This is a genomic window from Thauera sp. SDU_THAU2 (assembly GCF_038260575.1).
Classification (GTDB): Bacteria; Pseudomonadota; Gammaproteobacteria; order Burkholderiales; family Rhodocyclaceae; genus Thauera.
Map to the genome: position 1 here is coordinate 3,390,402 of NZ_JBBWUN010000003.1, position 19,615 is coordinate 3,410,016.

16 protein-coding genes, 2 pseudogenes and 1 riboswitch are annotated in these 19,615 nt (G+C 67.7%); of the genes and pseudogenes, 10 read left to right on the top strand and 8 right to left on the bottom strand.

The window, feature by feature from the left end:
- The first annotated feature begins 18 nt into the window (after window positions 1-18).
- Entirely contained in the window at window positions 19-918 is a 900-nt protein-coding gene (locus AAFL97_RS17615; protein ID WP_341646008.1) for an HNH/endonuclease VII fold toxin-2 domain-containing protein, read from the top strand.
- A gap of 13 nt (window positions 919-931) precedes the next feature.
- Window positions 932-1,897: a hypothetical protein gene (locus AAFL97_RS17620; protein WP_341646009.1), complete on the top strand. Its 966-nt coding sequence runs from the start codon at window positions 932-934 to the stop codon at window positions 1,895-1,897.
- A 122-nt stretch (window positions 1,898-2,019) separates the two neighbouring features.
- Here AAFL97_RS17620 and AAFL97_RS24760 read toward each other — a convergent pair.
- Window positions 2,020-3,061: pseudogene (locus tag AAFL97_RS24760) on the bottom strand (bile acid:sodium symporter family protein).
- Window positions 3,062-3,142: 81 nt separating this feature from the next.
- Here AAFL97_RS24760 and AAFL97_RS17635 point away from each other — a divergent pair.
- Window positions 3,143-3,928: an AraC family transcriptional regulator gene (locus AAFL97_RS17635; RefSeq protein WP_341646011.1), complete on the top strand. Its 786-nt coding sequence runs from the start codon at window positions 3,143-3,145 to the stop codon at window positions 3,926-3,928.
- A gap of 27 nt (window positions 3,929-3,955) precedes the next feature.
- On the opposite strand, the gene AAFL97_RS17640 is transcribed toward AAFL97_RS17635, so the two are convergent.
- Window positions 3,956-4,726 (bottom strand): class I SAM-dependent methyltransferase, encoded by a 771-nt coding sequence (locus AAFL97_RS17640; protein ID WP_341646012.1) that lies wholly within the window; start codon window positions 4,724-4,726, stop codon window positions 3,956-3,958.
- A gap of 188 nt (window positions 4,727-4,914) precedes the next feature.
- On the opposite strand from AAFL97_RS17640, the gene AAFL97_RS17645 reads away from it, so the two are divergent.
- Both AAFL97_RS17645 and AAFL97_RS17650 read left to right on the top strand, forming a co-directional pair.
- A complete protein-coding gene (locus tag AAFL97_RS17645; RefSeq protein ID WP_341646013.1) occupies window positions 4,915-6,036 on the top strand; it encodes an AI-2E family transporter in 1,122 nt (373 codons plus the stop codon).
- A gap of 59 nt (window positions 6,037-6,095) precedes the next feature.
- The gene (locus AAFL97_RS17650) at window positions 6,096-6,578 is read left to right on the top strand and encodes a YbaK/EbsC family protein (protein ID WP_341646014.1); all 483 of its coding nucleotides are present in this window, start codon (window positions 6,096-6,098) and stop codon (window positions 6,576-6,578) included.
- A 120-nt stretch (window positions 6,579-6,698) separates the two neighbouring features.
- On the opposite strand, the gene AAFL97_RS17655 is transcribed toward AAFL97_RS17650, so the two are convergent.
- Window positions 6,699-7,514: an enoyl-CoA hydratase/isomerase family protein gene (locus AAFL97_RS17655; RefSeq protein WP_341646015.1), complete on the bottom strand. Its 816-nt coding sequence runs from the start codon at window positions 7,512-7,514 to the stop codon at window positions 6,699-6,701.
- Between the two features lie 133 nt (window positions 7,515-7,647).
- Here AAFL97_RS17655 and AAFL97_RS17660 point away from each other — a divergent pair, with 133 nt between their 5' ends.
- Complete coding sequence (locus AAFL97_RS17660) at window positions 7,648-8,517, top strand: class I SAM-dependent methyltransferase (protein WP_341646016.1); 870 nt, start codon at window positions 7,648-7,650, stop codon at window positions 8,515-8,517.
- Between the two features lie 74 nt (window positions 8,518-8,591).
- Here AAFL97_RS17660 and AAFL97_RS17665 read toward each other — a convergent pair whose 3' ends face one another.
- From AAFL97_RS17665 to AAFL97_RS17675, 3 genes and pseudogenes are all read right to left on the bottom strand, one after another.
- Complete coding sequence (locus AAFL97_RS17665; RefSeq protein ID WP_341646017.1) at window positions 8,592-9,554, bottom strand: D-2-hydroxyacid dehydrogenase; 963 nt, start codon at window positions 9,552-9,554, stop codon at window positions 8,592-8,594.
- Between the two features lie 97 nt (window positions 9,555-9,651).
- Entirely contained in the window at window positions 9,652-10,788 is a 1,137-nt protein-coding gene (locus AAFL97_RS17670; protein WP_341646018.1) for an ATP-binding protein, read from the bottom strand.
- A gap of 292 nt (window positions 10,789-11,080) precedes the next feature.
- Window positions 11,081-12,694: pseudogene (locus tag AAFL97_RS17675) on the bottom strand (PAS domain S-box protein); the annotation flags it as partial.
- Between the two features lie 168 nt (window positions 12,695-12,862).
- On the opposite strand from AAFL97_RS17675, the gene pdxH reads away from it, so the two are divergent.
- The gene (pdxH, locus tag AAFL97_RS17680) at window positions 12,863-13,510 is read left to right on the top strand and encodes a pyridoxamine 5'-phosphate oxidase (protein WP_341646019.1); all 648 of its coding nucleotides are present in this window, start codon (window positions 12,863-12,865) and stop codon (window positions 13,508-13,510) included.
- Between the two features lie 43 nt (window positions 13,511-13,553).
- Here the strand turns inward: pdxH and AAFL97_RS17685 are convergent, their stop codons facing one another.
- The gene (locus AAFL97_RS17685; protein ID WP_341646020.1) at window positions 13,554-13,967 is read right to left on the bottom strand and encodes a DUF6691 family protein; all 414 of its coding nucleotides are present in this window, start codon (window positions 13,965-13,967) and stop codon (window positions 13,554-13,556) included.
- 9 nt (window positions 13,968-13,976) lie between these two features.
- Complete coding sequence (locus AAFL97_RS17690; protein ID WP_341646021.1) at window positions 13,977-14,411, bottom strand: YeeE/YedE family protein; 435 nt, start codon at window positions 14,409-14,411, stop codon at window positions 13,977-13,979.
- 156 nt (window positions 14,412-14,567) lie between these two features.
- A riboswitch (cobalamin riboswitch) is annotated at window positions 14,568-14,777 on the top strand.
- 156 nt (window positions 14,778-14,933) lie between these two features.
- Between AAFL97_RS17690 and AAFL97_RS17695 the strand changes: the two genes are divergently transcribed.
- The 3 genes from AAFL97_RS17695 to AAFL97_RS17705 are packed head-to-tail and all read left to right on the top strand — an operon-like array spanning window position 14,934 to window position 19,611.
- A complete protein-coding gene (locus AAFL97_RS17695; RefSeq protein WP_341646022.1) occupies window positions 14,934-15,488 on the top strand; it encodes a GNAT family N-acetyltransferase in 555 nt (184 codons plus the stop codon).
- Between the two features lie 35 nt (window positions 15,489-15,523).
- Window positions 15,524-18,376, top strand: a complete 2,853-nt coding sequence (locus AAFL97_RS17700) for a ribonucleoside-diphosphate reductase subunit alpha (protein WP_341646023.1) — start codon at window positions 15,524-15,526, stop codon at window positions 18,374-18,376.
- Complete coding sequence (locus AAFL97_RS17705) at window positions 18,376-19,611, top strand: ribonucleotide-diphosphate reductase subunit beta (RefSeq protein ID WP_341646024.1); 1,236 nt, start codon at window positions 18,376-18,378, stop codon at window positions 19,609-19,611. The genes AAFL97_RS17700 and AAFL97_RS17705 overlap by 1 nt, the downstream gene beginning before the upstream one ends.
- Window positions 19,612-19,615 lie beyond the last annotated feature (4 nt).

Consider the following 19,615-nt stretch of genomic DNA (forward strand, 5'->3'; position numbering starts at 1 on the left):
CGAGGCGAGGAGCCCGATATGGATCCAGCCGACGTGAAGCGGCTTCGCGAGTTGGAATCCGTCCTGACGGATTTGGCAGTCAATGCAGCGACAAGAGCAGCCGCCAAAGTAGCGGCCAAAGCTGCGGTCAAACAACTGGCAGGCTCCTCCTTGCCGGTCCTGGGTAACGCAGCCATGGGCGTCTGGAGCGCCGTAGACGCCGCTATTGCAATCGGCGACGTCGCTGAAATAAGGGCCGCAGCCAACGAAGCATTGGAGCAGTTGGACGTTCTGCGGCAAAAAGGCAACGAGCTGCAGTCCTTGGCGGACGACTTCAAGAACTTGAAGAACCTGCCCCCGGCCGAGCAACTGTCCAAAGCACAAGAAATTGCCACTGCGGGACAGGACATGCTTGCCACGCTGAATGCCTGCACTCGCGCCCGAAAGTGCAGCCTCGTACCCTATAGCGCTGACGGTGCCGGCAACCCGGTTGGTGGCAAAAGACGTTCTGGCGTCGAATCCGCGAGAGGCGGCGGATGCTGCAAAGGGCAAACGGGACACCATCTGATCTATGGGGCCATGGCCCGCGGCGCATGCCCCAATTACGACCACAGTGTAGCTCCAACGGTCTGCGTGGAAGGTGCCAGCCAGAATTTTGGCAGCCATGGGCGTGTGCATGACGCAATGGATAGACAGGTCGGTACTCTGGCAAGAAACGGTAAAGTCTCAGCCGACGGCACCATGAGTGTGGACGACGCAATAAACGCTGTCGCGAACTCTCACGCCGAAGCGTTCCCACTTTCCAAGTGCTCAAAGAAATGCATCAAAGCACAACTAGAATCCTACTACTCACAAATGTGCAAAGGCAGTAGACTTAAAGCAGTAGATAAGAATGGAAACCCGCATGAATCCGATGGCGGCGATGGCGGCGGACGCTAACAAGGGATAAAAAATGACATATTTAAAGAAAGAAATCTGGAGCGAATACTTTAAAGGCTACGCAATCGTCGATTGCGCAGTTCGAGACAAAAATATTGTCTATTTTTGTATGAGACAGAACCTTCCAGATAAAGAAGCTTCACTGATGTGGGATCACGATATCCTGTCCAAACAGTTCGCACTGTACCTTGATACACCCGACGATCAGTACGGGGTTAGGACACTTGAAGGCTACAACAAGCCACGCCTAGGTGTATCTCGCGAACCTCGCGCTCAAAGCTTGCTTGTTGCTCGCAACAATGACGGCCAGGTAAGCGTTTTTGGTGGGGGAAGAAATCAGCCTGACGAGTTCATTGCCCCCGGCAAAGTCCCGATGACCGCACGGGTGAAGTGCATCAACGACTATGCTTATTCAGTCGGAGGGGGAAGAGCGATCTATAAGCGGGAGGATATCGGCAAATGGATCAAGATCGACGCTGGCCTTCCCGCAGTCGAGGCCGATACCGCCCAAGGTTTCAACGACATGGATGCCTTCAGCGAAACAGACATGTATGCCGTCGGCGGCCACGGCGATGTCTGGCACTTCGACGGCAAAGTCTGGACCCAGCAAGGCTTCCCCAGCAACGTACAACTGGCTACGGTCACCTGCGCCGGAGACGGCCATGTTTACATTTCCGGTGAAGGCGGCAGCCTGTGGCGCGGAAAACTGTCCACATGGGAGCGCATTTATCAAGGCGGCTCCACCATCCTGTGGAATGATGTGCTGTGGTTCGACGGCAAGCTCTGGCTCGCCTCCGACTATCAGGCACGCATCTGGGACGGCAAGCAACTCCGACCCATCACTCACGACGGCCAGCAAGTACCGATCTACGGTCATATGGACGCCCACGACGGCCTGCTTGTCATCGCCAGCCCCGAGGTCGTCAAAGCCTATGACGGCAAGGAGTGGAGAACCCTTGTGGCGCCTTATCTGGATTGACCCAAGCTCGGAATCGACGCTCATACCCCCATCATCTGCCCGTGGACACCAAACGCCCGTTGACCGCATGAGCGACTGGAAACCACTGACGCGGTACTCCATCCAGCGTAAAACCCCTCTGGTCAGCGCGCTACGACCACCACCTTGCCCCCATCACGCTCCGCATAGCGCCGCGCCATCACCGCGCACACCATCAACTGGATCTGGTGGAACACCATCAGCGGCAGGATCGCCAGGCCCACGGTCGAACTGGCGAACAGGACCTGGGCCATCGGCACGCCGGTCGCCATGCTCTTCTTCGAGCCGCAGAAGACGATCGTGATCTCGTCCTCGGTATTGAAACCCAGGCGGCGGGCAAGCCAGGTGGTGGTGGCGAGGATCAGTACGAGCAGCACGATGCAGCACCCCGCCAGCAGCGCCAGGGCGGAGGCCGGGACGGTGCGCCACAGCCCTTCCAGCACCGCCGCGCCGAAAGCGGTATACACCACCAGCAGGATCGAACCCTGATCGACGTAGCGCAGCCAGCGCTGCTGCTGCGCCACCCAGGCGCCGATCCACGGCCGCAGCGCATGCCCGGCAACGAAAGGCAGCAGCAGTTGGACGCCGATCTTCAGGATCGACTCGCCCAGCGGCATGCCGGCGCCGGTGCTGCCGAGCACCAGGCCGGCCAGCAGCGGCGTGACCACGATGCCCACCAGGCTCGATGCCGATGCCGCACACAGCGGCCGGCAGGTTGCCGCGCGCGATCGAGGTGAAGGCGATCGCCGACTGCACCGTGCCCGGCAGCAGGCACAGGTAGAGCATGCCGAGCCACAGCGCGTCGCCCAGCAGCGGCTTCATCAATGGCTGCAGCGCCAGGCCAAGCAGCGGGAAGAGCGCGAAGGTGCATAGGAAGACCAGCAGGTGCAGGCGCCAGTGCATCGCGCCGTCGATGATCGCGCGGCGCGACAGGCGCGCGCCGTGCAGGAAGAACAGCAGCGCGATCCCGGCGTGCGTCAGGCCATCGAAGAAAGCGACGTAGCGGCCCTGCGGCGGCAGGATCGTGGCGAGCGCGACGACGGCGATGAGAATGAGGGTGAAGCGATCGAACAGCTGTTGCAGGAATTTCATTTTTTGTTCTGAAGGGCGGCGGGGTCGGGGGGCAGCAGGCCCGGGATCGGACATGCGGCCTGCTTGCGTGCAAGCTTAATGGCTGGCGATACTGCCGACTAACGCCAATCGAACGCTTAATATCGCCGACCGGACATGCCCCCCTGCCCTCAGGAAGACCTTGCCGCACTCGCCTGCCTGCCGCGGCCGATCTATGGCCATGCCGAATCATTGACCAATCGCGCGCTCGGCTACCCTCACGCCCATCCGTGGATCCAGTTCGCCCATGCCACGGCCGGTGTGCTCGACGTGCGCACCGACGCGGGCCGCTTCATCGCGCCGCCGCAGCGTGCCGTGTGGATTCCCGCCGGGGTCGTGCACCAGGTGCGCGGCTCGGCGGACACCGTGATCCGCAGCCTCTACATCGAACCCTCCGTCCTGCCGAACCCGCAAGGCGGCTGCCGAGTGCTGGCGGTCAGCCCGCTGCTGCGCGAACTGGTTTGCGCCTTCGGTGAATTGCCGGCCGAATACGAAGAAGACGGCCCTGGCGGACGGCTCGCGGCCGTCCTGCTCGATCAGGTCGCAAGCGCTCCCGTGCTCGGCCTGATGCTGCCACTGCCGCAGGAACCACGCTTGCGCCGAATATGCGAAGCCTTCGAGGCGGAACCCGACTCACGCGACGGACTGGCCGCCTGGGCGCGGCGGCTGGGGTGTTCGGAGCGCACGCTGGCAAGGCTGTTCCGCACCCACACCGGCCTGAGCTTCCGCCGCTGGCGGCAGCGCCTGCGCCTGATCAGCGCCTTGCCGATGCTGGAGACCGGCGAGCGGGTCACCGATGTCGCCATCGCCTGCGGCTACGACTCGGTGTCGGCCTTCATCGCCAGCTTCCGCGAGCATTTCGGCGCGACGCCGGGGGAGTTTGTGGCAGGAAACACTGGATGACTTCAATGGCGGCAAGCATCCGGACTGCTACCTCCCCAAGCGCATGTTGATCGGCCAGCGAATGTCCCGACGCCGCGCCGGATCTCCCCACAGCGCGGCAAGATCGGCGGCGAACGTGCCCAGCAGCTTCTCGTGCCCGGCTTCGCGCGCCTTGCGGACGGCGGACCAGGTCGAGAGGTAGCCGAGCAGTTCTTCCAGCGTCCAGGCCGCGCGGATCTCCATCGCTGGCGCGGCCTGTTCGTCGAAAGGGAAAGGCAGATCCGCGTACCCGCCGTCGACCAGCTTGCGCTCGGCCGGCCAGAACGGGCCGATTTCATCCGCGTAGAAGCGCCCGAAACGCGCGTTCAGTTCCTCGTCCAGGCACGGCACACCGTAGCTGATCAGCGCCAGGACGGCGCCCGGGGCAGCGATCCGGCGCACTTCGGCATAAAAGCGCGGCAGATCGAACCAGTGCGCCGCCTGCGCCACGGTGATCAGGCTTGCGCTGCCGTCGGCGACCGGCAGGCGCTCGGCGGGCGCGCAGACATATTCGACCCGCGGATGCGGTGCCGCATGGGCGAGCTGCGCCGCGCTGGGGTCGAGGCCCAGCACCTTGCCGAAATGCTCGCCGAGCAGGCCGGTCAGTTGCCCGCTGCCGCAGCCGACATCGACTGCCAGTTGCCGGCCCGGAACGAGGCCTGCCAGAAAGCACGCGAGTTCCGGCGGGTAGGTCGGCCTGAAGCGCGCATAGGCTTCGCCCCCCTGCGCGAACCAGTTCCTGGAATGCCTGCCCGAATCCATCGGCACACCCGCCATCATCGTTCTCCTTTCGTCCCTGCCGATGCCCTTCGCCTTCCCCCGGCAGCGCGGATGCGGGTACCGCGGGAAGCATGTAATGTCGCAATTGTCTCCGCATCATCCGACCCTCGTCCGGAGACGGCAAGGACGACGGCCAGCGCTGCACGCGCCGGTCGCCCCTTCACGATCGAGCTTTTCATGGAATCCAGATGATCGACCAGGTCGCCGAGAAAATCGTCCGCCGCATCATCCTCGGCCTGCTGCTCGGCGGGCTGCTGGTGCTCGGTTATGCGGTACTGCAGCCCTTCATCGTGCCGGTCGCCTGGGCGGTGATCATCGCCTACGCGACCTGGCCGCTGCACCGCCGGCTGCAGCGGCGCATGCCGCGCCGGCCGGCCCTGGCCGCGCTGTTGATGAGCCTGCTGCTGAGCACCGCGGTGGTGCTGCCGGTATTGTGGCTGGCCAGCCTGCTGCGCAACGAACTCGGGCTGGCGATCGCCGCCATCACCGCCGAAATCCGCCACGGCACGCTGGCCCTGCCCGACTTCGTCCTCAACCTGCCGTGGATCGGCGACAGTCTCCAGCAGATGCTCGACGAGCTGACGCACGATCCCGAAGCTTTTCGCACCCAGTTGACCGACTGGGTGCGCCAGGGCGCCGACAAGGCCGTGGCGCTGATCGGCGACGTTGGCCGCAACGCGGCCAAGCTCGGCTTCGCGCTGATCACCGTATTCTTCCTCTATCGCGACGGCGAACGCCTGTTGCAGCAGGTGCATCAGGTGCTGCAGCGCTTCCTCGGCGCACGGGTGGACGACTACCTGGCGGCGGTGGGTTCGATGACCAAGGCGGTCGTCTGGGGCCTGGTCGCCACCGCGCTGGCACAGGGCTTCGTCGCCGGCCTGGGCTACTGGTGGGCGGGGGTGTCGGCGCCGGTGCTGCTCGGCGCGGTCACCGCGCTGATCGCGATGATTCCCTTCGGCACGCCGGTCGCATGGGGTTCGATCGGCGTCTGGCTGCTGATCAGCGGCGACACCGTGGCCGGCATCGGCCTGCTGCTGTGGGGCGCGCTGGTGGTGAGCTGGGTCGACAACCTGGTGCGCCCGCTGGTGATCAGCAACGCCACCCGCATCCCCTTCGTGCTGGTGATGTTCGGCGTGCTCGGCGGCCTCGCCGCCTTCGGCCTCGTCGGCCTGTTCCTCGGGCCGGTGGTGCTGGCGGTGCTGATGGCCGTGTGGCGCGAATGGATCGAGGATTCCGACCTGGGCGATCGAGAACGCCGGCCGGACGCGCAAAAGCAGGATGCGGCGCACGCCGATCGGCCAGGCGGCTGAAAGGCGTGGCGTTTCGCCTTATCCTTGCACGCTTTCGCCAATCACTCCCTGCGCATTACATGAAGCCCGCCCAGCACCCCACAGCCCTCCGCACCCAGCAATACCTCGCCGATGCCGGCGTGACGACGCAGGTCGTCGAATTCGAGCAGCCCACCCGCAGCAGCGCCGAAGCCGCCGCGGCGATCGGCTGCAGCGTGGCCGAGATCGCCAAGTCGGTGGTGTTCCGCGGCAAGGAAAGTGGCCAGGCAGTCGTCGTCGTCGCCAGCGGCGACAACCGCGTCAGCGAAGCCAAGGTCGCGGCCCTGGTCGGCGAGAAGATCGGCCGCGCCGACGCCGATTTCGTGCGCAAAGCCACCGGCTACGCCATCGGCGGCGTCTCGCCGGTCGGCCATGCCCGGCCGGTGAAGCTGCTGCTCGACACGGAGCTGCAGCGCTTCACCCGGCTGTGGGCCGCCGCCGGCACGCCTTTCTCGGTGTTCCCGCTGAGTCCGGCGCAACTGCAGGCACTGACCGCGGCCGAATGGAGCGACATCAGGCAGTGAGCAGACTGCGGCGCGTCCCCGGCCTTGGCCGCGGGCAGCCATGAAGCGATGTCTCGGGGCCGAAATTCGAAGCCATCCGTGCCGGGCGCAAACCCACCCGGCAGGCGCGGCTGAACATCCTCAGCCGGGAGTCCGGCCGAAATTCGCCGGCCGGCGCTCGCAGAAGGCGCGCACGCCCTCGGCGAAATCCGGCGTCGCCGACATCGCCAGGAAGCTCGCCTTCTCGGCATCGAGCGCCGTCGCCAGGTCGGTGTCGAGCCCTTCGCGCAGCAGGCGCTTGATGCCGGCCTGGGCCGCGGCCGGCCCTTCGGCCAGCCGGCGCGCCAGCGCCAGCCCGGCCTCGGCCAGTTGCGCCACCGGCACCACTTCGGCCGCCAGGCCGATCTCCTTCGCCTGCGCCGCATCGACCTGAGGATTCAGCAGCGCGATCGCCAGCGCGCGCTGCAGGCCGACGCGGCGCGGCAGATGCCAGCTCGCGCCACCGTCCGGCGTGGTGCCGATGGCGCTGTAGGCCAGCACGAAGCGCGCATCCTCGGCCGCCACCAGCAGATCGCAGGCCATGGCCAGCGACATGCCGAAGCCTGCCGCGGAGCCGCCCACCAGCCCCAGCACCGGGCAGGGCAGCCGGGTCAGGAGAGTGACGGTCTCATGCACGGCATCGATCAGTTGGCCGATCTCCTCGGCGCAGGCCGCCTGCGACTGCTCGAGCAAGCTATCGAAGCGGCGAACGTCGCCGCCGACCATGAAGTGCGCGCTGCTGCTGCGCAGCACGGCCACCCGCGGCGGCTCGGCAGCCAGCGCCCGCGCCGCGTCACGCAACGCACGCCCCATCGGCAGATCCAGGCTGTTGCGCGAGGCCGGGCGATCGAGGGTGATGAAGGCAATGCTTCCTTCGCGCTCGAGACGGACGGTACTGGCTTGCTCGTGTTCAGACATCGGCGGCATCTCCTCGGTAGATTGCATCGATCTGGTTGCGGGCCCCATTTATAACCCATACCCCGCGGTACCGCCGCCATCGTCGGGGGCATAATCCCTTCCCATCCACCGTCTCGACCGCCCCAGTCCGCCCATGAGCGTCCAACACCCCGAAATCCGCCCGGAACAGTCGATCGAACTGCTCAAGCAGCTCCACATCCTGACCCGCGACGGCAAGCTGAACCAGGACAGCCGGCGCAAGCTCAAGCAGGTCTATCACCTGTACCAGTTCATCGAGCCGCTGCTTACCGAAGCGCTGGTCGAGCGGCCCGACATCCAGCTCGTCGACCACGGCGCGGGCAAGTCCTACCTCGGCTTCATCCTGTACGACCTGTTCTTCAAGCAGCACGCGCCGGCCGGCCGCATCCACGGCATCGAGACGCGCGACGAACTGGTCATGAGCTCGCGCCGGCTGGCCGACAAGCTGGGCTTTTCCGGCGGCATGCGCTTCCACAACCTGAGCGTGGCCGAATCGATCGGCTCGGAGCGCCTGCCCGGCCGGATCGACATCGTCACCGCGCTGCACGCCTGCAACACCGCCACCGACGACGCGATCCGCTTCGCGCTGGAAAAGCAGGCCCGCTTCATCGTGCTGGTGCCCTGCTGCCAGGCCGAAGTCGCCGCCGTGCTGCGCAGGAACAAGCAGCAGGCGCTGCGGAACCCGCTTGCAGAACTCTGGCGCCACCCCATCCACACGCGCGAGTTCGGCAGCCACGCCACCAACGTGCTGCGCTGCCTGCAGCTCGAATCGCACGGCTACCAGCTCAGCGTCACCGAACTGGTGGGCTGGGAGCACTCGATGAAGAACGAGTTGATCATCGCCAGCCGCAAGGGCTCTCCCCAGCCCCGTGCCGCCGCGCGCCTGCGCGAGATGCTGCAGATGCTCGGCCTGGAAGAACTGAGCGGACGCTTCTTTGCCGGCGACACGGCCGCCGGCCACGGCTCCCCCGACGACGAGCGCTGAAATCCCGCAGCCGCATCCGCCGCCGAGGATCGACTTTCGGGAGTCGCGGCGCCGGGCGGGGACGCGGCAGGCGCTCAGACTGCCTGCACCAGGTTGCTCGGCTTGCCGGCGACGAAGTTCTCGATGTTGTCGATCAACTGGTCGGCCAGCGTCTGCTGCGCCTCGTCCGATGCCCAGGCCACGTGCGGGGTCAGGATCACGTTGGGACGGCCGGCGATCTGCATCATCGGGCTGTCCGCCGCCGGCGGTTCGCCGTCGGCGACGTCGAAACCCGCGCCGCTGATCAGGCCTTCGTCCAGCGCCTGCGCCAGCGCGTGCTCGTCCACCAGGCCGCCGCGCGCGGTGTTGATCAGCAGCGGCTTGCGCCTCATCGCGCGGAACTCCTCAAGCCCGATCATGCCGCGCGTCGCCGGTGTCAGCGGGCAGTGCAGCGTGATGATGTCGCTGCTCGCCAGCACTTCCTCCCACGACGTGTACAGCCTGCCGTGGCCCGTCCTGCCCTTGCGGGCGGCGAACAGCGGCTGCATGCCGAAGGCGCGCGCGATGCCGGCGACGCGCTGGCCCAGGTCGCCTTCGCCGATGATGCCCAGGCGGGCACCGTTGAGGTCGTGGATCGGGTGGTTGAAGAAGCAGAACTGGCCGGATTTCTGCCATTCCCCCGCCAGCACGTCGTCGCGGTAGGCCACCAGGTTGCGCCGCAGCGCCAGCAGCAGCGCGAAAGTGTGCTCGGGCACCGAATTCACCGAGTAGCCGCGGATGTTCGCCACCGCGATGCCGAGGCGCTGGCAGGCAGCCTTGTCGACCTGGTCGGTGCCGGTCGCCGCCACCGCGACCATGCGCAGCGAGGGCAGTTGCTCGAGCACCTCGCCGGGCAGCGGCACCTTGTTGGTGATCGCGATCGTCGCCCCGTTCAGGCGCTCGGCGAGTTCGGCGGGCGTCGTGCGCGCATGTTCCACGTAGTCGTGGGCGAAGCCGGGGCGGCGCACGCGGATCTGCGGTGCCAGCGTGTCGCGGTCGAGAAAGACGATCTTTTCCATGGTCGGCTCCTGCTGGGAAGAAAATGGGTCGGGGACGGCCATTATCCGCGAGTCGCCCCCGGATGCGTACCGGTCGGCGCTCCGGCGGCCAACGGGTTCAGCGCCAGGGCGCGCAGGCCTCGATCAGCGCCGCGATGCGTTCGCCCAGTGCCGCCAGCCGTGCATCGACGTCGGGCTCGTCGCCCCGCTCGATCGCCTTCTCCAGCGCCCCCGCGTCCTCCATCAGCTCCATCGCACAGATGAAGCCGGCATTGCTGCGCAGCGTGTGCATGCGCCGGGCGGCGGCCTCGCGTTCGCCCGCGGCCAGTTCCCGGCGCGCCCGTTCAGCGGCGTCGGCATTGTCCTCGATGAAGAGTTCGAGCAGGCCGATGAACACCGACCGGTCGCGTCCCAGGCGCTGCGCGGCACGTTCGCGGTCGATGCCCGGAATGGCAGGGAAGGCTTCCGCAGCCACGTCCATGTCGGCCTCCCCCACCGCAGGCTCCGGCAGCGGGCGCCCACCGGGGGACGGGCAGGCCGCCCCCGTTCGAGCCGGCTTCGGGCCGATCCAGCGCGCCAGCAGCAGCGCCATCTCATCCAGGTCCATCGGCTTGGCCAGGACATCGTCGGCGCCGGCGTCGAGCGCCGCCGCCTGCTGCGCATCGTTGACGCCGGCGGTGAAGGCAATCAGCGGCAGAGCACCGAGGCCCAGCTCGCCCCGGATCGCGCGCATCGCGCTGAGGCCGTCCAGCACCGGCATCTGCACGTCCATCAGCACCGCGTCGAAACCATCGGGCCGGGCCTGCAGCAACTGCAGCGCCTGCTGGCCGTCGGCGGCCAGCGTGGCGGTGGCGCCCTCCAGCGCCAGCGCCCGCTCGGCCAGGTCACGGTTCATCGCGCTGTCGTCCACCACCAGCACGTGCGCACCCTGCAAGCGCGGTCCGGTGGACGGCATCGGCCGTGTCCCGTCGGATGCCGGCGCTTCGCCTTCGGCCGCCCGCTGCAGCGGCAGTTCGAACCAGAAGGTGCTGCCGATGCCCGGCTGGCTATCGACGCCGAGCGTACCGCCCATCAGTTCGACCAGGCGCTTGCAGATCGACAGCCCCAGGCCGGTGCCGCCGAAGCGCCGCCCGATGCCGGCGTCGGCCTGGCTGAACGGCGCGAACAGCCGCCCGATCGCCTCGGGGGCGATGCCGATGCCGGTGTCGCGCACTTCGAAGCGCAGACGCAGCCGTTCCGCATCGGCCTCGAGCACGCCCACCTTCAGCGCGACTTCGCCGCGCTCGGTGGAACTTGACCGCATTGCCGACCAGGTTGAACAGCACCTGCTCCAGCCTCAGGCCATCGCCCCGCAGCAGGCCGGGCGGCGGCGAGGGCATCTGCACCCGCAGCGCCAGCCCCTTGCGGTGCGCTTCCAGGCCCATCAGGCTGTCCAGGTTCGCCAGCAGCGCGGCGAGATCGAAGGCGCGCGGCTCGATGCGCAACTGGCCGGCCTCGATCTTCGACAGATCGAGCACGTCGTTGAGGATGGCGAGCAGCGACTGGCCGGCGCAGCGGATCCGCTCCACCATGTCGCGCTGGTTGTCCGACAGCGGCTCGCGCGCCAGCACCTGGGCGAGGCCGAGCACCGCGTTCATCGGCGTGCGGATCTCATGGCTCATGTGGGCGAGGAACTCGCTCTTGGCAGCGTTGGCGGCGGCCGCCTCGTCCGCCAGTTGGCGATGGCGCGCCTCGCTGATGCGCAGCCGCTCTTCCATTTCCTTGCGTGCGGTGATGTCCTCGACCATGCCGAGATGGCGCGGCGCCTGCTCGTTCTCGACCTGCACCGGCACGAAGCTCAGGCTCACCCACACCACCGAGCCATCGGGACGCAGATAGCGCTTGATCAGGCTGTAGCCGGAAATCTCGCCGGCGGTCAGGCGGGCGAGCTGAGTCGTGCTCTGCTCGATGTCGTCGGGATGCGTGAGCGCAATCGGACTGACACCGGCCAGTTCCGCCGGACTGCGGCCGACGATGTCGGCAAAGCGCTGGTTCGCCTCGGTAATGCGGCCGCTCAGCGAATCGAGCAGCACCACGCCCAGCGGCGCCTGTTCGAAGACCACGCGGAAACGCGCCTCGGCGGCGCGCTGCGCATGCAGCGCGGCCAGTTCCTGCCGCTGCAGGTCGCGCCGCCACAGCAGGTAGCCCGCCGAATACACCAGCAGCAGGCCCAGCGCCGTCACCAGCGCGGTGGCCCAGCTCATGGTGCGGATGCCGGCATAGGCCTCGCGCTCGTCAATCTCGGCCAGCATCAGCCAGGGCGTGCCGCCGACCGCGGCGGCATAGGCCAGCACCGGCACCCCGCGGTAGTCGCGCCCGCCGGCGAGGATGCCCGCCTCCCCCTGTGCCGCCCGCACCGCCGGCACGCCGGCATCGCCCAGCGGCAAGGTCAGCACCAGTGCCGCATCCTTCTGGTGGCGCAGCGGCGTCAGGAAGCGCACGCCGGCGCCGTCCCGGCGCACCAGATAGGTTTCGGCCGATCGAGTCGGCACCGGCCAGGCCTCGACCATCGGAAACAGCGTCTCGTCGGCGCGCCAGGTCAGATAGGCCACGCCGCGCGGCGCCGTACCGGACCGGCCGACCGGCGCCAGCACGCCATAGCGGGCCTCGCCCTGCGCATTCAGATAGAGGTCGACCAGCACCACGCGCGGTGCCCGCAGCACCTCGCGGATGGCCTCGGCATGGGTCCGGGCGTCGGCATCGCCGACAGCGAAAGCCTGCTCGCCATCGGCGTCGATCAGCGCGACGCCTGCCCAGCCCCGCGCCCCGATCGCTTCCCGCATCAGTTCCTGCATGCGCGCCAGCGCCTCGCCGTCCCGGCGCCCGCCGTCCAGCCAGCGGCCGAACAGGGTTTCGAGCTGCGAATGGCCGGAAAAGTAAAGCTCGGCATCGATCTGCGCCTTGTGCAGCCAGTCTTCGATGTGCTGGCGCTTCTGTTCGGCGATGACGGCCAGCGTGCGGTGCGTCTCGCGCCGGATTTCGTCGCCCAGATAGCGGTAGCCGACGGCACCGATGGCACCGATCAGCACCGACAGCGCGAGCAGCGGCAATACGAAGCGCAGCCACTGGCGGCGCGCGCGGCCGGCGGCTGCGGGCGAAGAGGCGGCGATGGCAGGAGTCATGCGCGGTGGATGCCATCCGGCCTGCGCGGCCGGATGGCGCCTGTCTGGTCTGAAGAGGGGCGATTATCCAGCATTCGGGCGGCGGCACGCCCGCTCCGGCGTACAATCCCGCCCTTCCGGCGGCCCCCATGGCCGGCCCGGCTTCATTCACGAGCTCGGAGATCGGGCATGAGCAGTCAAATCCCCCTGTCGGACCTGCGCAAGAATTACGAGCAGGGCGCGTTGGACGAGCACGAATCGGCCAGCGAACCCCTGCGGCAATTCGAGAGCTGGCTGTCGGAAGCCCTCGCCCGCGGCGTACCCGAACCCAACGCGATGACCGTCGCCACCGTGGGCGAAAACGGCCGCCCGTCGACGCGCATCGTGCTGATCAAGGACTACGACGCGCGCGGCATCGTCTGGTACACCAACTACCGCAGCCGCAAGGGCCGCGAGCTGGAGGCCCACCCCTTTGCCGCGCTGCAGTTCCACTGGGTGGAGATGGAGCGCGTGGTGCGCATCGAAGGCCGGGTGGAAAAGGTTTCGGACGAGGAATCCGACCGCTATTTCGCCAGCCGGCCACTCGGCAGCCGGATCGGCGCCTGGGCCTCGCCGCAGAGCGAGGTCATCGACGGGCGCGGCGTGATCGTGGCACGCGCAGCCGACTACGGGCTCAAGTTCGGCCTCAATCCGCCCCGCCCGCCGCACTGGGGCGGCTACCGCTTGGTGCCCGACTACTGGGAATTCTGGCAGGGCCGCGCATCGCGCCTGCACGACCGCATCGCCTACCGCCTGCAGGACGACGGCAGCTGGCAGCGGCAGCGGCTGGCGCCCTGAAGCCCGCCTTGGCACCCATTGCCCGCCACCGGGCGGGCACCGATCAGTTCCGGCGCTGAAGCAGCGAGAACAGCGCCATGCCGGCGAACATCGCCAGCACGAAGACCACGCCCTTGGGCGCGCCCATGCCCAGCAGCGTCAGCGCCGGCCCCGGGCAGATGCCGGCCAGCCCCCAGCCGATGCCGAACAGCGCACTGCCGACCACCAGCGGACGGTCGATGGCGCGGCCGGCGGGAATCCGCATCGGTTCACCGAGCAGCGAAACCTTGCGCCTGCGCGCCACGGCGAAACCCGCCATGCCCACCGCCACCGCAGCGCCCATCACCAGCGCCAGCGACGGATCCCAGGCCCCGGCCAGATCGAGGAAACCCAGCACCTTGGCCGGGTTGCTCATGCCGGCGACGATCAGGCCGATGCCGAACAGCAGGCCGACGAGGAAAGCGACGATCGTTTTCATCACCCCCTCTCAGGCCAGCAGGTGGCGGACGACGTACACCGCGGCAAAGCCGGCCGCCATGAAAGTCAGCGTCGCCGCCAGCGAACGCGGCGACAGCCGCGACAGGCCGCATACGCCGTGGCCGCTGGTGCAGCCCGAGCCGTAGCGCGAACCGAAGCCGACCAGCAGCCCTGCGACCACCAGCACCAGCCAGTCGGCCTCGATGCTGATCTCGGGCAGCGCGGCAAACACCCGGTACAGCACCGGCGCGGCAACCAGGCCCAGCACGAAGGCCAGCCGCCAGGCCCTGTCGCCGCGCGCGCCAGCTTGCAGCAAGCCGCCCGCAATGCCGCTGATGCCGGCGATGCGGCCGTTGAACACCAGCAGCAGCACTGCCGCGAAGCCGAGCAGCGCGCCACCGGCGAGCGCCGTGCCCGGAGTGAAGTTTGCCCAGTCGATGGTCATGGCGTCGAAAACAGCTCGGATGAACGGGTCGAGGAAAGCACCCGCCGGCGTACAACCGGACGGGCATTCAGGGCGCGAATATATTAGTAAATACTGATTTATTCAAGCCCGCCCGGCTTGTCCGCATCCACCTTGCCGCCGAGGCGGCGAAGGCAGATAATCCTACCCGCCCATGGTTGCCTGCCGACGTCGGCGGGTATGAAAAAGGGAATCCGGTGCCGCGCCCCTGCGCGCGAATTCCGGAGCTGCCCCCGCAGCTGTAATCGGCGAGTCCTGCGCCCCCCATGCCACTGGATGGATTCCGGGAAGGCTGGCGCAAGACGAGGACCCGAGAGCCAGAAGACCTGCCATGCGCATCCACTTCAACAGTTTGGGGCGGGGTGTCCCTGACAAGAGGCATGGCTCAGACCATTTCGCTTGCTCGCTTTCCTGACGGACCGACAACACCGTGCGGCGCTGCCGCACGGCTGGCGCTCGCCTCCGCCGGCCGGCGATCCGCCCCGCCCGCACCGGATCGCCGCCATGCCAGACATCGCCGGACCTGAATCCCTTGCCGAAACAGTCCGCAGCGGCCGTCTCCACGAGGACATCGCCATGGAGACGCTGCCCCGCTTCGTTCCGGCCGACGCGCCGCGCATCCTCGCCCATCTGCTCATGCTGAACGCCGACGACCGCATGCTGCGCTTCGGCTACGGCATCCGCGACGAAGGCATCGCCGGCTACGTCGCCCGCCTGGACTTCGCCCGCGACCATCTGCACGGCCTGTGTGCAGCCAGCGGCGAAATCATCGCCCTCGCCCATGTCGGCATCCGCGACGGCGAAACCGACTTCGGCCTCAGCGTCACCCTCGCGCATCGCGGCCGCGGCCTGGGCCACAGGCTGTTCGGCCACGTCATCGAGCTGGCGAAGTCGTCCGGCGCCGCCTGCGTCGTCTGCCACAGCATCAGCCCCGCGGTGCACCACATGGCCATCCTCCATGGCTTTCGCCGCCTTGGCGGCAAGCTCACTGCACCACTGACCCTGCCGCTTTCCGCCGGAACCGAAACCCGCACGCACGCCGAACCAGCCTGCGCCTGAACACTCCTCTCACTCCTTTTCAGACAGGACATCCCGTGGACCGACTTCCCGACTCCCTCCATCGCATCGACCCGCAACTGGCCGCTTTCGAAGTCATCCGCCGCAACGGCGCGGTGGTCGCCTTCGACCCGAGCAAGATCGCCGTCGCCATGAGCAAGGCCTTCCTCGCCGTCGAGGGCCGCCAGGGCGCGGACTCCTCGCGCGTGCGCGATCTGGTCGCCCGCCTGACCGAAGCCGTGGTCGGCGCGCTGACCCGCCGCCTGCCCGACGGCGGCATGCTGCACATCGAGGACATCCAGGACCAGGTCGAACTGGCGCTGATGCGCTCGGGCGAACACGACGTCGCCCGCGCCTACGTGCTCTACCGCGAGCGCCGCGCCGCCGAACGCGCCGCGCAGAAGGCCGCCGGTCTGGACACCGCGGGCGACGCACCGGTGCTGCACGTCGTCGATGGCGAGCAGCGCCGTCCGCTCGACCGCGCCGCGCTGCTGGCGACCTGCCGCGAAGCTTGCGAAGGCTTGGCCGACGTGTCCGCCGACACCGTGCTCGAACATGCGCTGCACAACCTCTACGACGGCGTGCCGGTCGCCGCCGTGCGCCAGTCGCTGGTGCTGGCCGCGCGCACGCTGATCGAGCGCGAGCCCGACTACACCCACGTCGCCGCGCGTCTGCTGCTGTCGGCGGTGCGCGTCGAGGTGCTGGGCCACGAAGCCTCGCAGGCCGACATGGCCGCCCCTTCAGGCGGCTACGTCGGTTATTTCCCGCAAGCAATCCAGCTCGGCATCGATGCCGAGCTGCTCGACCCGCGGCTGGCCGACTTCGACCTGAGCCGGCTGGCGGCGGCACTGAAGCCCGAGCGCGACCTGCAATTCGACTACCTCGGCCTGCAGACGCTGTACGACCGCTACTTCCTGCACGTGGAAGGCCGCCGCATCGAACTGCCGCAGACCTTCTTCATGCGCGTGGCGATGGGCCTGGCGCTGAACGAGATCGACCGCGAGGCGCGCGCGATCGAGTTCTACCTGCTGCTGTCCTCCTTCGACTTCATGAGCAGCACACCGACGCTGTTCAACAGCGGCACCCGCCATTCACAGCTGTCGTCGTGCTACCTGACCACGGTCGCCGACAGCCTGGAAGGCATCTACCAGTCGATCAAGGAAAACGCCATGCTGCAGAAGTTCGCCGGCGGCCTGGGCAACGACTGGACGCCGGTGCGCGCGCTGGGCAGCCGCATCAAGGGCACCAACGGCCAGAGCCAGGGCGTGATCCCCTTCCTGAAGGTGGTCAACGACACCGCGGTGGCGGTCAACCAGGGCGGCAAGCGCAAGGGCGCGGTGTGCGCCTACCTGGAAACCTGGCACCTCGACATCGAGGAATTCCTCGAACTGCGCAAGAACACCGGCGACGAGCGCCGCCGCACCCACGACATGAACACCGCCAACTGGATTCCGGACCTGTTCATGAAGCGCGTGCTCGACAACGCCGAATGGACGCTGTTCTCGCCTGCCGACGTGCCCGAGCTGCACGACCTGTACGGCCAGGCATTCGAGGCCGCCTACGTCGCCGCCGAAGCGCGCGCCGCCTCCGGCGAGATCCGCCTGAGCAAGAAGCTGCCGGCGGTGCAACTGTGGCGCAAGATGCTGACGATGCTGTTCGAGACCGGCCATCCCTGGATCACCTTCAAGGACGCCTGCAACCTGCGCTCGCCGCAGCAGCACGTCGGCGTGGTGCACAGCTCCAACCTGTGCACCGAGATCACGCTGAACACCTCGGACGACGAGACCGCGGTGTGCAACCTCGGCTCGGTCAACCTGCCGGCCCACCTGGCGCGCAACGCCGAAGGTGAATGGCAACTCGACAGCGACAAGCTGCAGCGCACCGTGCGCACCGCGATGCGCCTGCTCGACAACGTCGTCGACCTCAACTACTACGCCACGCCCAAGGCCCGCGCCGCCAATATGCGCCACCGCCCGGTGGGCATGGGCATCATGGGTTTCGCCGACGCGCTGCACGTGATGGGGCTGGCCTATGCCTCCGACGCCGCGGTCGAATTCGCCGACCGCTCGATGGAGCAGGTCTGCCATGCCGCCTACTGGGCCTCGACCGAGCTGGCCGAGGAACGCGGCCGCTACTCCAGCTTCCGCGGCAGCCTGTGGGATCGCGGCATCCTGCCGCAGGACAGCCTCGCCCTGCTCGCCGAAGCGCGCGGCCGCGCCGGCGAAGGCGGCGCGCTGCTCGAAGTGGATCGCTCGTCCTCGCTCGACTGGGGCCCGCTGCGCGAACGCATCGCCCGCTACGGCATGCGCAACTCCAACTGCGTCGCCATCGCGCCGACCGCCACCATCTCCAACATCGTCGGCGTGTCGGCCTCGATCGAGCCGGACTACCAGAACCTGTACGTCAAATCCAACCTGTCGGGCGAATTCACCGTGGTCAATGCCCACCTGGTGCGCGAGCTGAAGGCGCTCGGCCTGTGGGACCCGGTGATGGCGTCCGATCTGAAGTATTTCGACGGCTCGCTGGCGCCGATCGAGCGCATCCCGGCCGACATCAAGACGCGCTACGCCACCGCCTTCGAGATCGCACCGGAGTGGCTGGTCGAAGCCGCCTCGCGCCGCCAGAAGTGGATCGACCAGGCGCAGTCGCTGAACCTCTACGTCGCCGGCGCATCGGGCCGCAAGCTCGACGAACTCTACCGCCTGGCCTGGCAACGCGGCCTCAAGACCACCTACTACCTGCGCACCCTGGGCGCCACGGCGATGGAGAAGACCGGCACCGGCGCCAGCAGCGCCGCAGCCCAGCCGGAAGCCGCGCCGGTCGCCAGTTACGGCAGCACCGCGCCCAGGGCCTGCTCCATCCTCGATCCCGACTGCGAGGCCTGCCAATAATGAGCGCATTCAACTTCAACGATTGGGACACGCCCGCTCCGCGCACGCCGTCGTCCGCGCCCGCAGGTGCGGCACCCACATCGGCTGCTGCGACAACGACGACAGCAGCAGCTACCGCGGCGACGGCTGCAGCCCCGGAGCCACGCCCCGGCCTGGATGCCAACGCCGCGCGCAACCCCGCGATGCTCGCGCCCGAGGCGCGGCCGGGCGCACTGGCGCCGGCGCGCGTGCCCGACAAGCGCATCGTCAACGGCCAGGGCGACATCAACCAGCTCGCGCCCTTCAAGTATCCGTGGGCCTGGGAATTCTTCCTCAACGCCAACAAGAACCACTGGACGCCGCTGGAAATCTCGATGGCGCAGGACGTCCACGACTACCACCACCGCCTGACGCCGGCCGAGCGCCACCTGTTCGAGAACGTGCTGTCCTATCTCACGACCTCGGACATCCTGGCGATGCGCAACATCGGCCTGGCGGTGATGGAGAAGATGACCGCGCCCGAGCTGCAGATCTACCAGGCCCGCCAGGTCTATGAAGAAGCCCTGCACACCTGGACCTACCAGCACTGCATCGAAAGCCTCGGCCTCGACCAGCAGGAGATCTACAACCGCTACCGCGTCGTGCCCGAAATCCACGGCAAGATCGCGCTCGCCAACCGCCGCCTGGAGCGGGTGATGCGCGCCGATAGTGGGCCTGGCGGGGCCTGCGACCTCCGCAACCGCGACAACCTGCACGAATTCGCCCTCTCCTACCTGTTCTTCGCCGCGATCTTCGAGGGCTGCTGGTTCTACAACGGCTTCTCGCCGATCTTCGCGCTGCAGCGGCGCGGGCTGATGAAGGGCACGGCCGAGCAACTGCAGTACATCATGCGCGACGAGGTGCTGCACTGCGCCTTCGGCATCCGCGCCGTGCGCACGCTGATCGCCGAGGAAGAGCTGGAACTCGATCCCCAGGCAGTCTCGCTGCTGTGGCAGGAAGCGGAAGCGGCCGAAGCCGCCTATTCCGGCTACCTGCTGCGCGAGCCGATGCTGGGCTACTCCGCGACCCAGCACATGGGCCAGTTCCGCTACATCGCCAACCGCCGCGCCCGCCAGCTCGGCCTCGCCGAGCCCTTCCCCGGCGCCGAGAACGTGCTGCCCTGGCTGGACGAGCAGGCCAACCTGCGCAAGGAGAAGAACTTCTTCGAGACCCGCGTCACCGAATACCAGACCGGCGGCGCGCTGGCCTGGGAGTGACGCT

Coding starts and splice junctions, on each gene's coding strand:
- AAFL97_RS17615 (WP_341646008.1), top strand. CDS start 19: ATGGATCCAGCCGACGTGAAGCGGCTTCGCGAGTTGGAATCCGTCCTG.
- AAFL97_RS17620 (WP_341646009.1), top strand. CDS start 932: ATGACATATTTAAAGAAAGAAATCTGGAGCGAATACTTTAAAGGCTAC.
- AAFL97_RS17635 (WP_341646011.1), top strand. CDS start 3,143: ATGCCCCCCTGCCCTCAGGAAGACCTTGCCGCACTCGCCTGCCTGCCG.
- AAFL97_RS17640 (WP_341646012.1), bottom strand. CDS start 4,726: ATGATGGCGGGTGTGCCGATGGATTCGGGCAGGCATTCCAGGAACTGG.
- AAFL97_RS17645 (WP_341646013.1), top strand. CDS start 4,915: ATGATCGACCAGGTCGCCGAGAAAATCGTCCGCCGCATCATCCTCGGC.
- AAFL97_RS17650 (WP_341646014.1), top strand. CDS start 6,096: ATGAAGCCCGCCCAGCACCCCACAGCCCTCCGCACCCAGCAATACCTC.
- AAFL97_RS17655 (WP_341646015.1), bottom strand. CDS start 7,514: ATGTCTGAACACGAGCAAGCCAGTACCGTCCGTCTCGAGCGCGAAGGA.
- AAFL97_RS17660 (WP_341646016.1), top strand. CDS start 7,648: ATGAGCGTCCAACACCCCGAAATCCGCCCGGAACAGTCGATCGAACTG.
- AAFL97_RS17665 (WP_341646017.1), bottom strand. CDS start 9,554: ATGGAAAAGATCGTCTTTCTCGACCGCGACACGCTGGCACCGCAGATC.
- pdxH (WP_341646019.1), top strand. CDS start 12,863: ATGAGCAGTCAAATCCCCCTGTCGGACCTGCGCAAGAATTACGAGCAG.
- AAFL97_RS17685 (WP_341646020.1), bottom strand. CDS start 13,967: ATGAAAACGATCGTCGCTTTCCTCGTCGGCCTGCTGTTCGGCATCGGC.
- AAFL97_RS17690 (WP_341646021.1), bottom strand. CDS start 14,411: ATGACCATCGACTGGGCAAACTTCACTCCGGGCACGGCGCTCGCCGGT.
- AAFL97_RS17695 (WP_341646022.1), top strand. CDS start 14,934: ATGCCAGACATCGCCGGACCTGAATCCCTTGCCGAAACAGTCCGCAGC.
- AAFL97_RS17705 (WP_341646024.1), top strand. CDS start 18,376: ATGAGCGCATTCAACTTCAACGATTGGGACACGCCCGCTCCGCGCACG.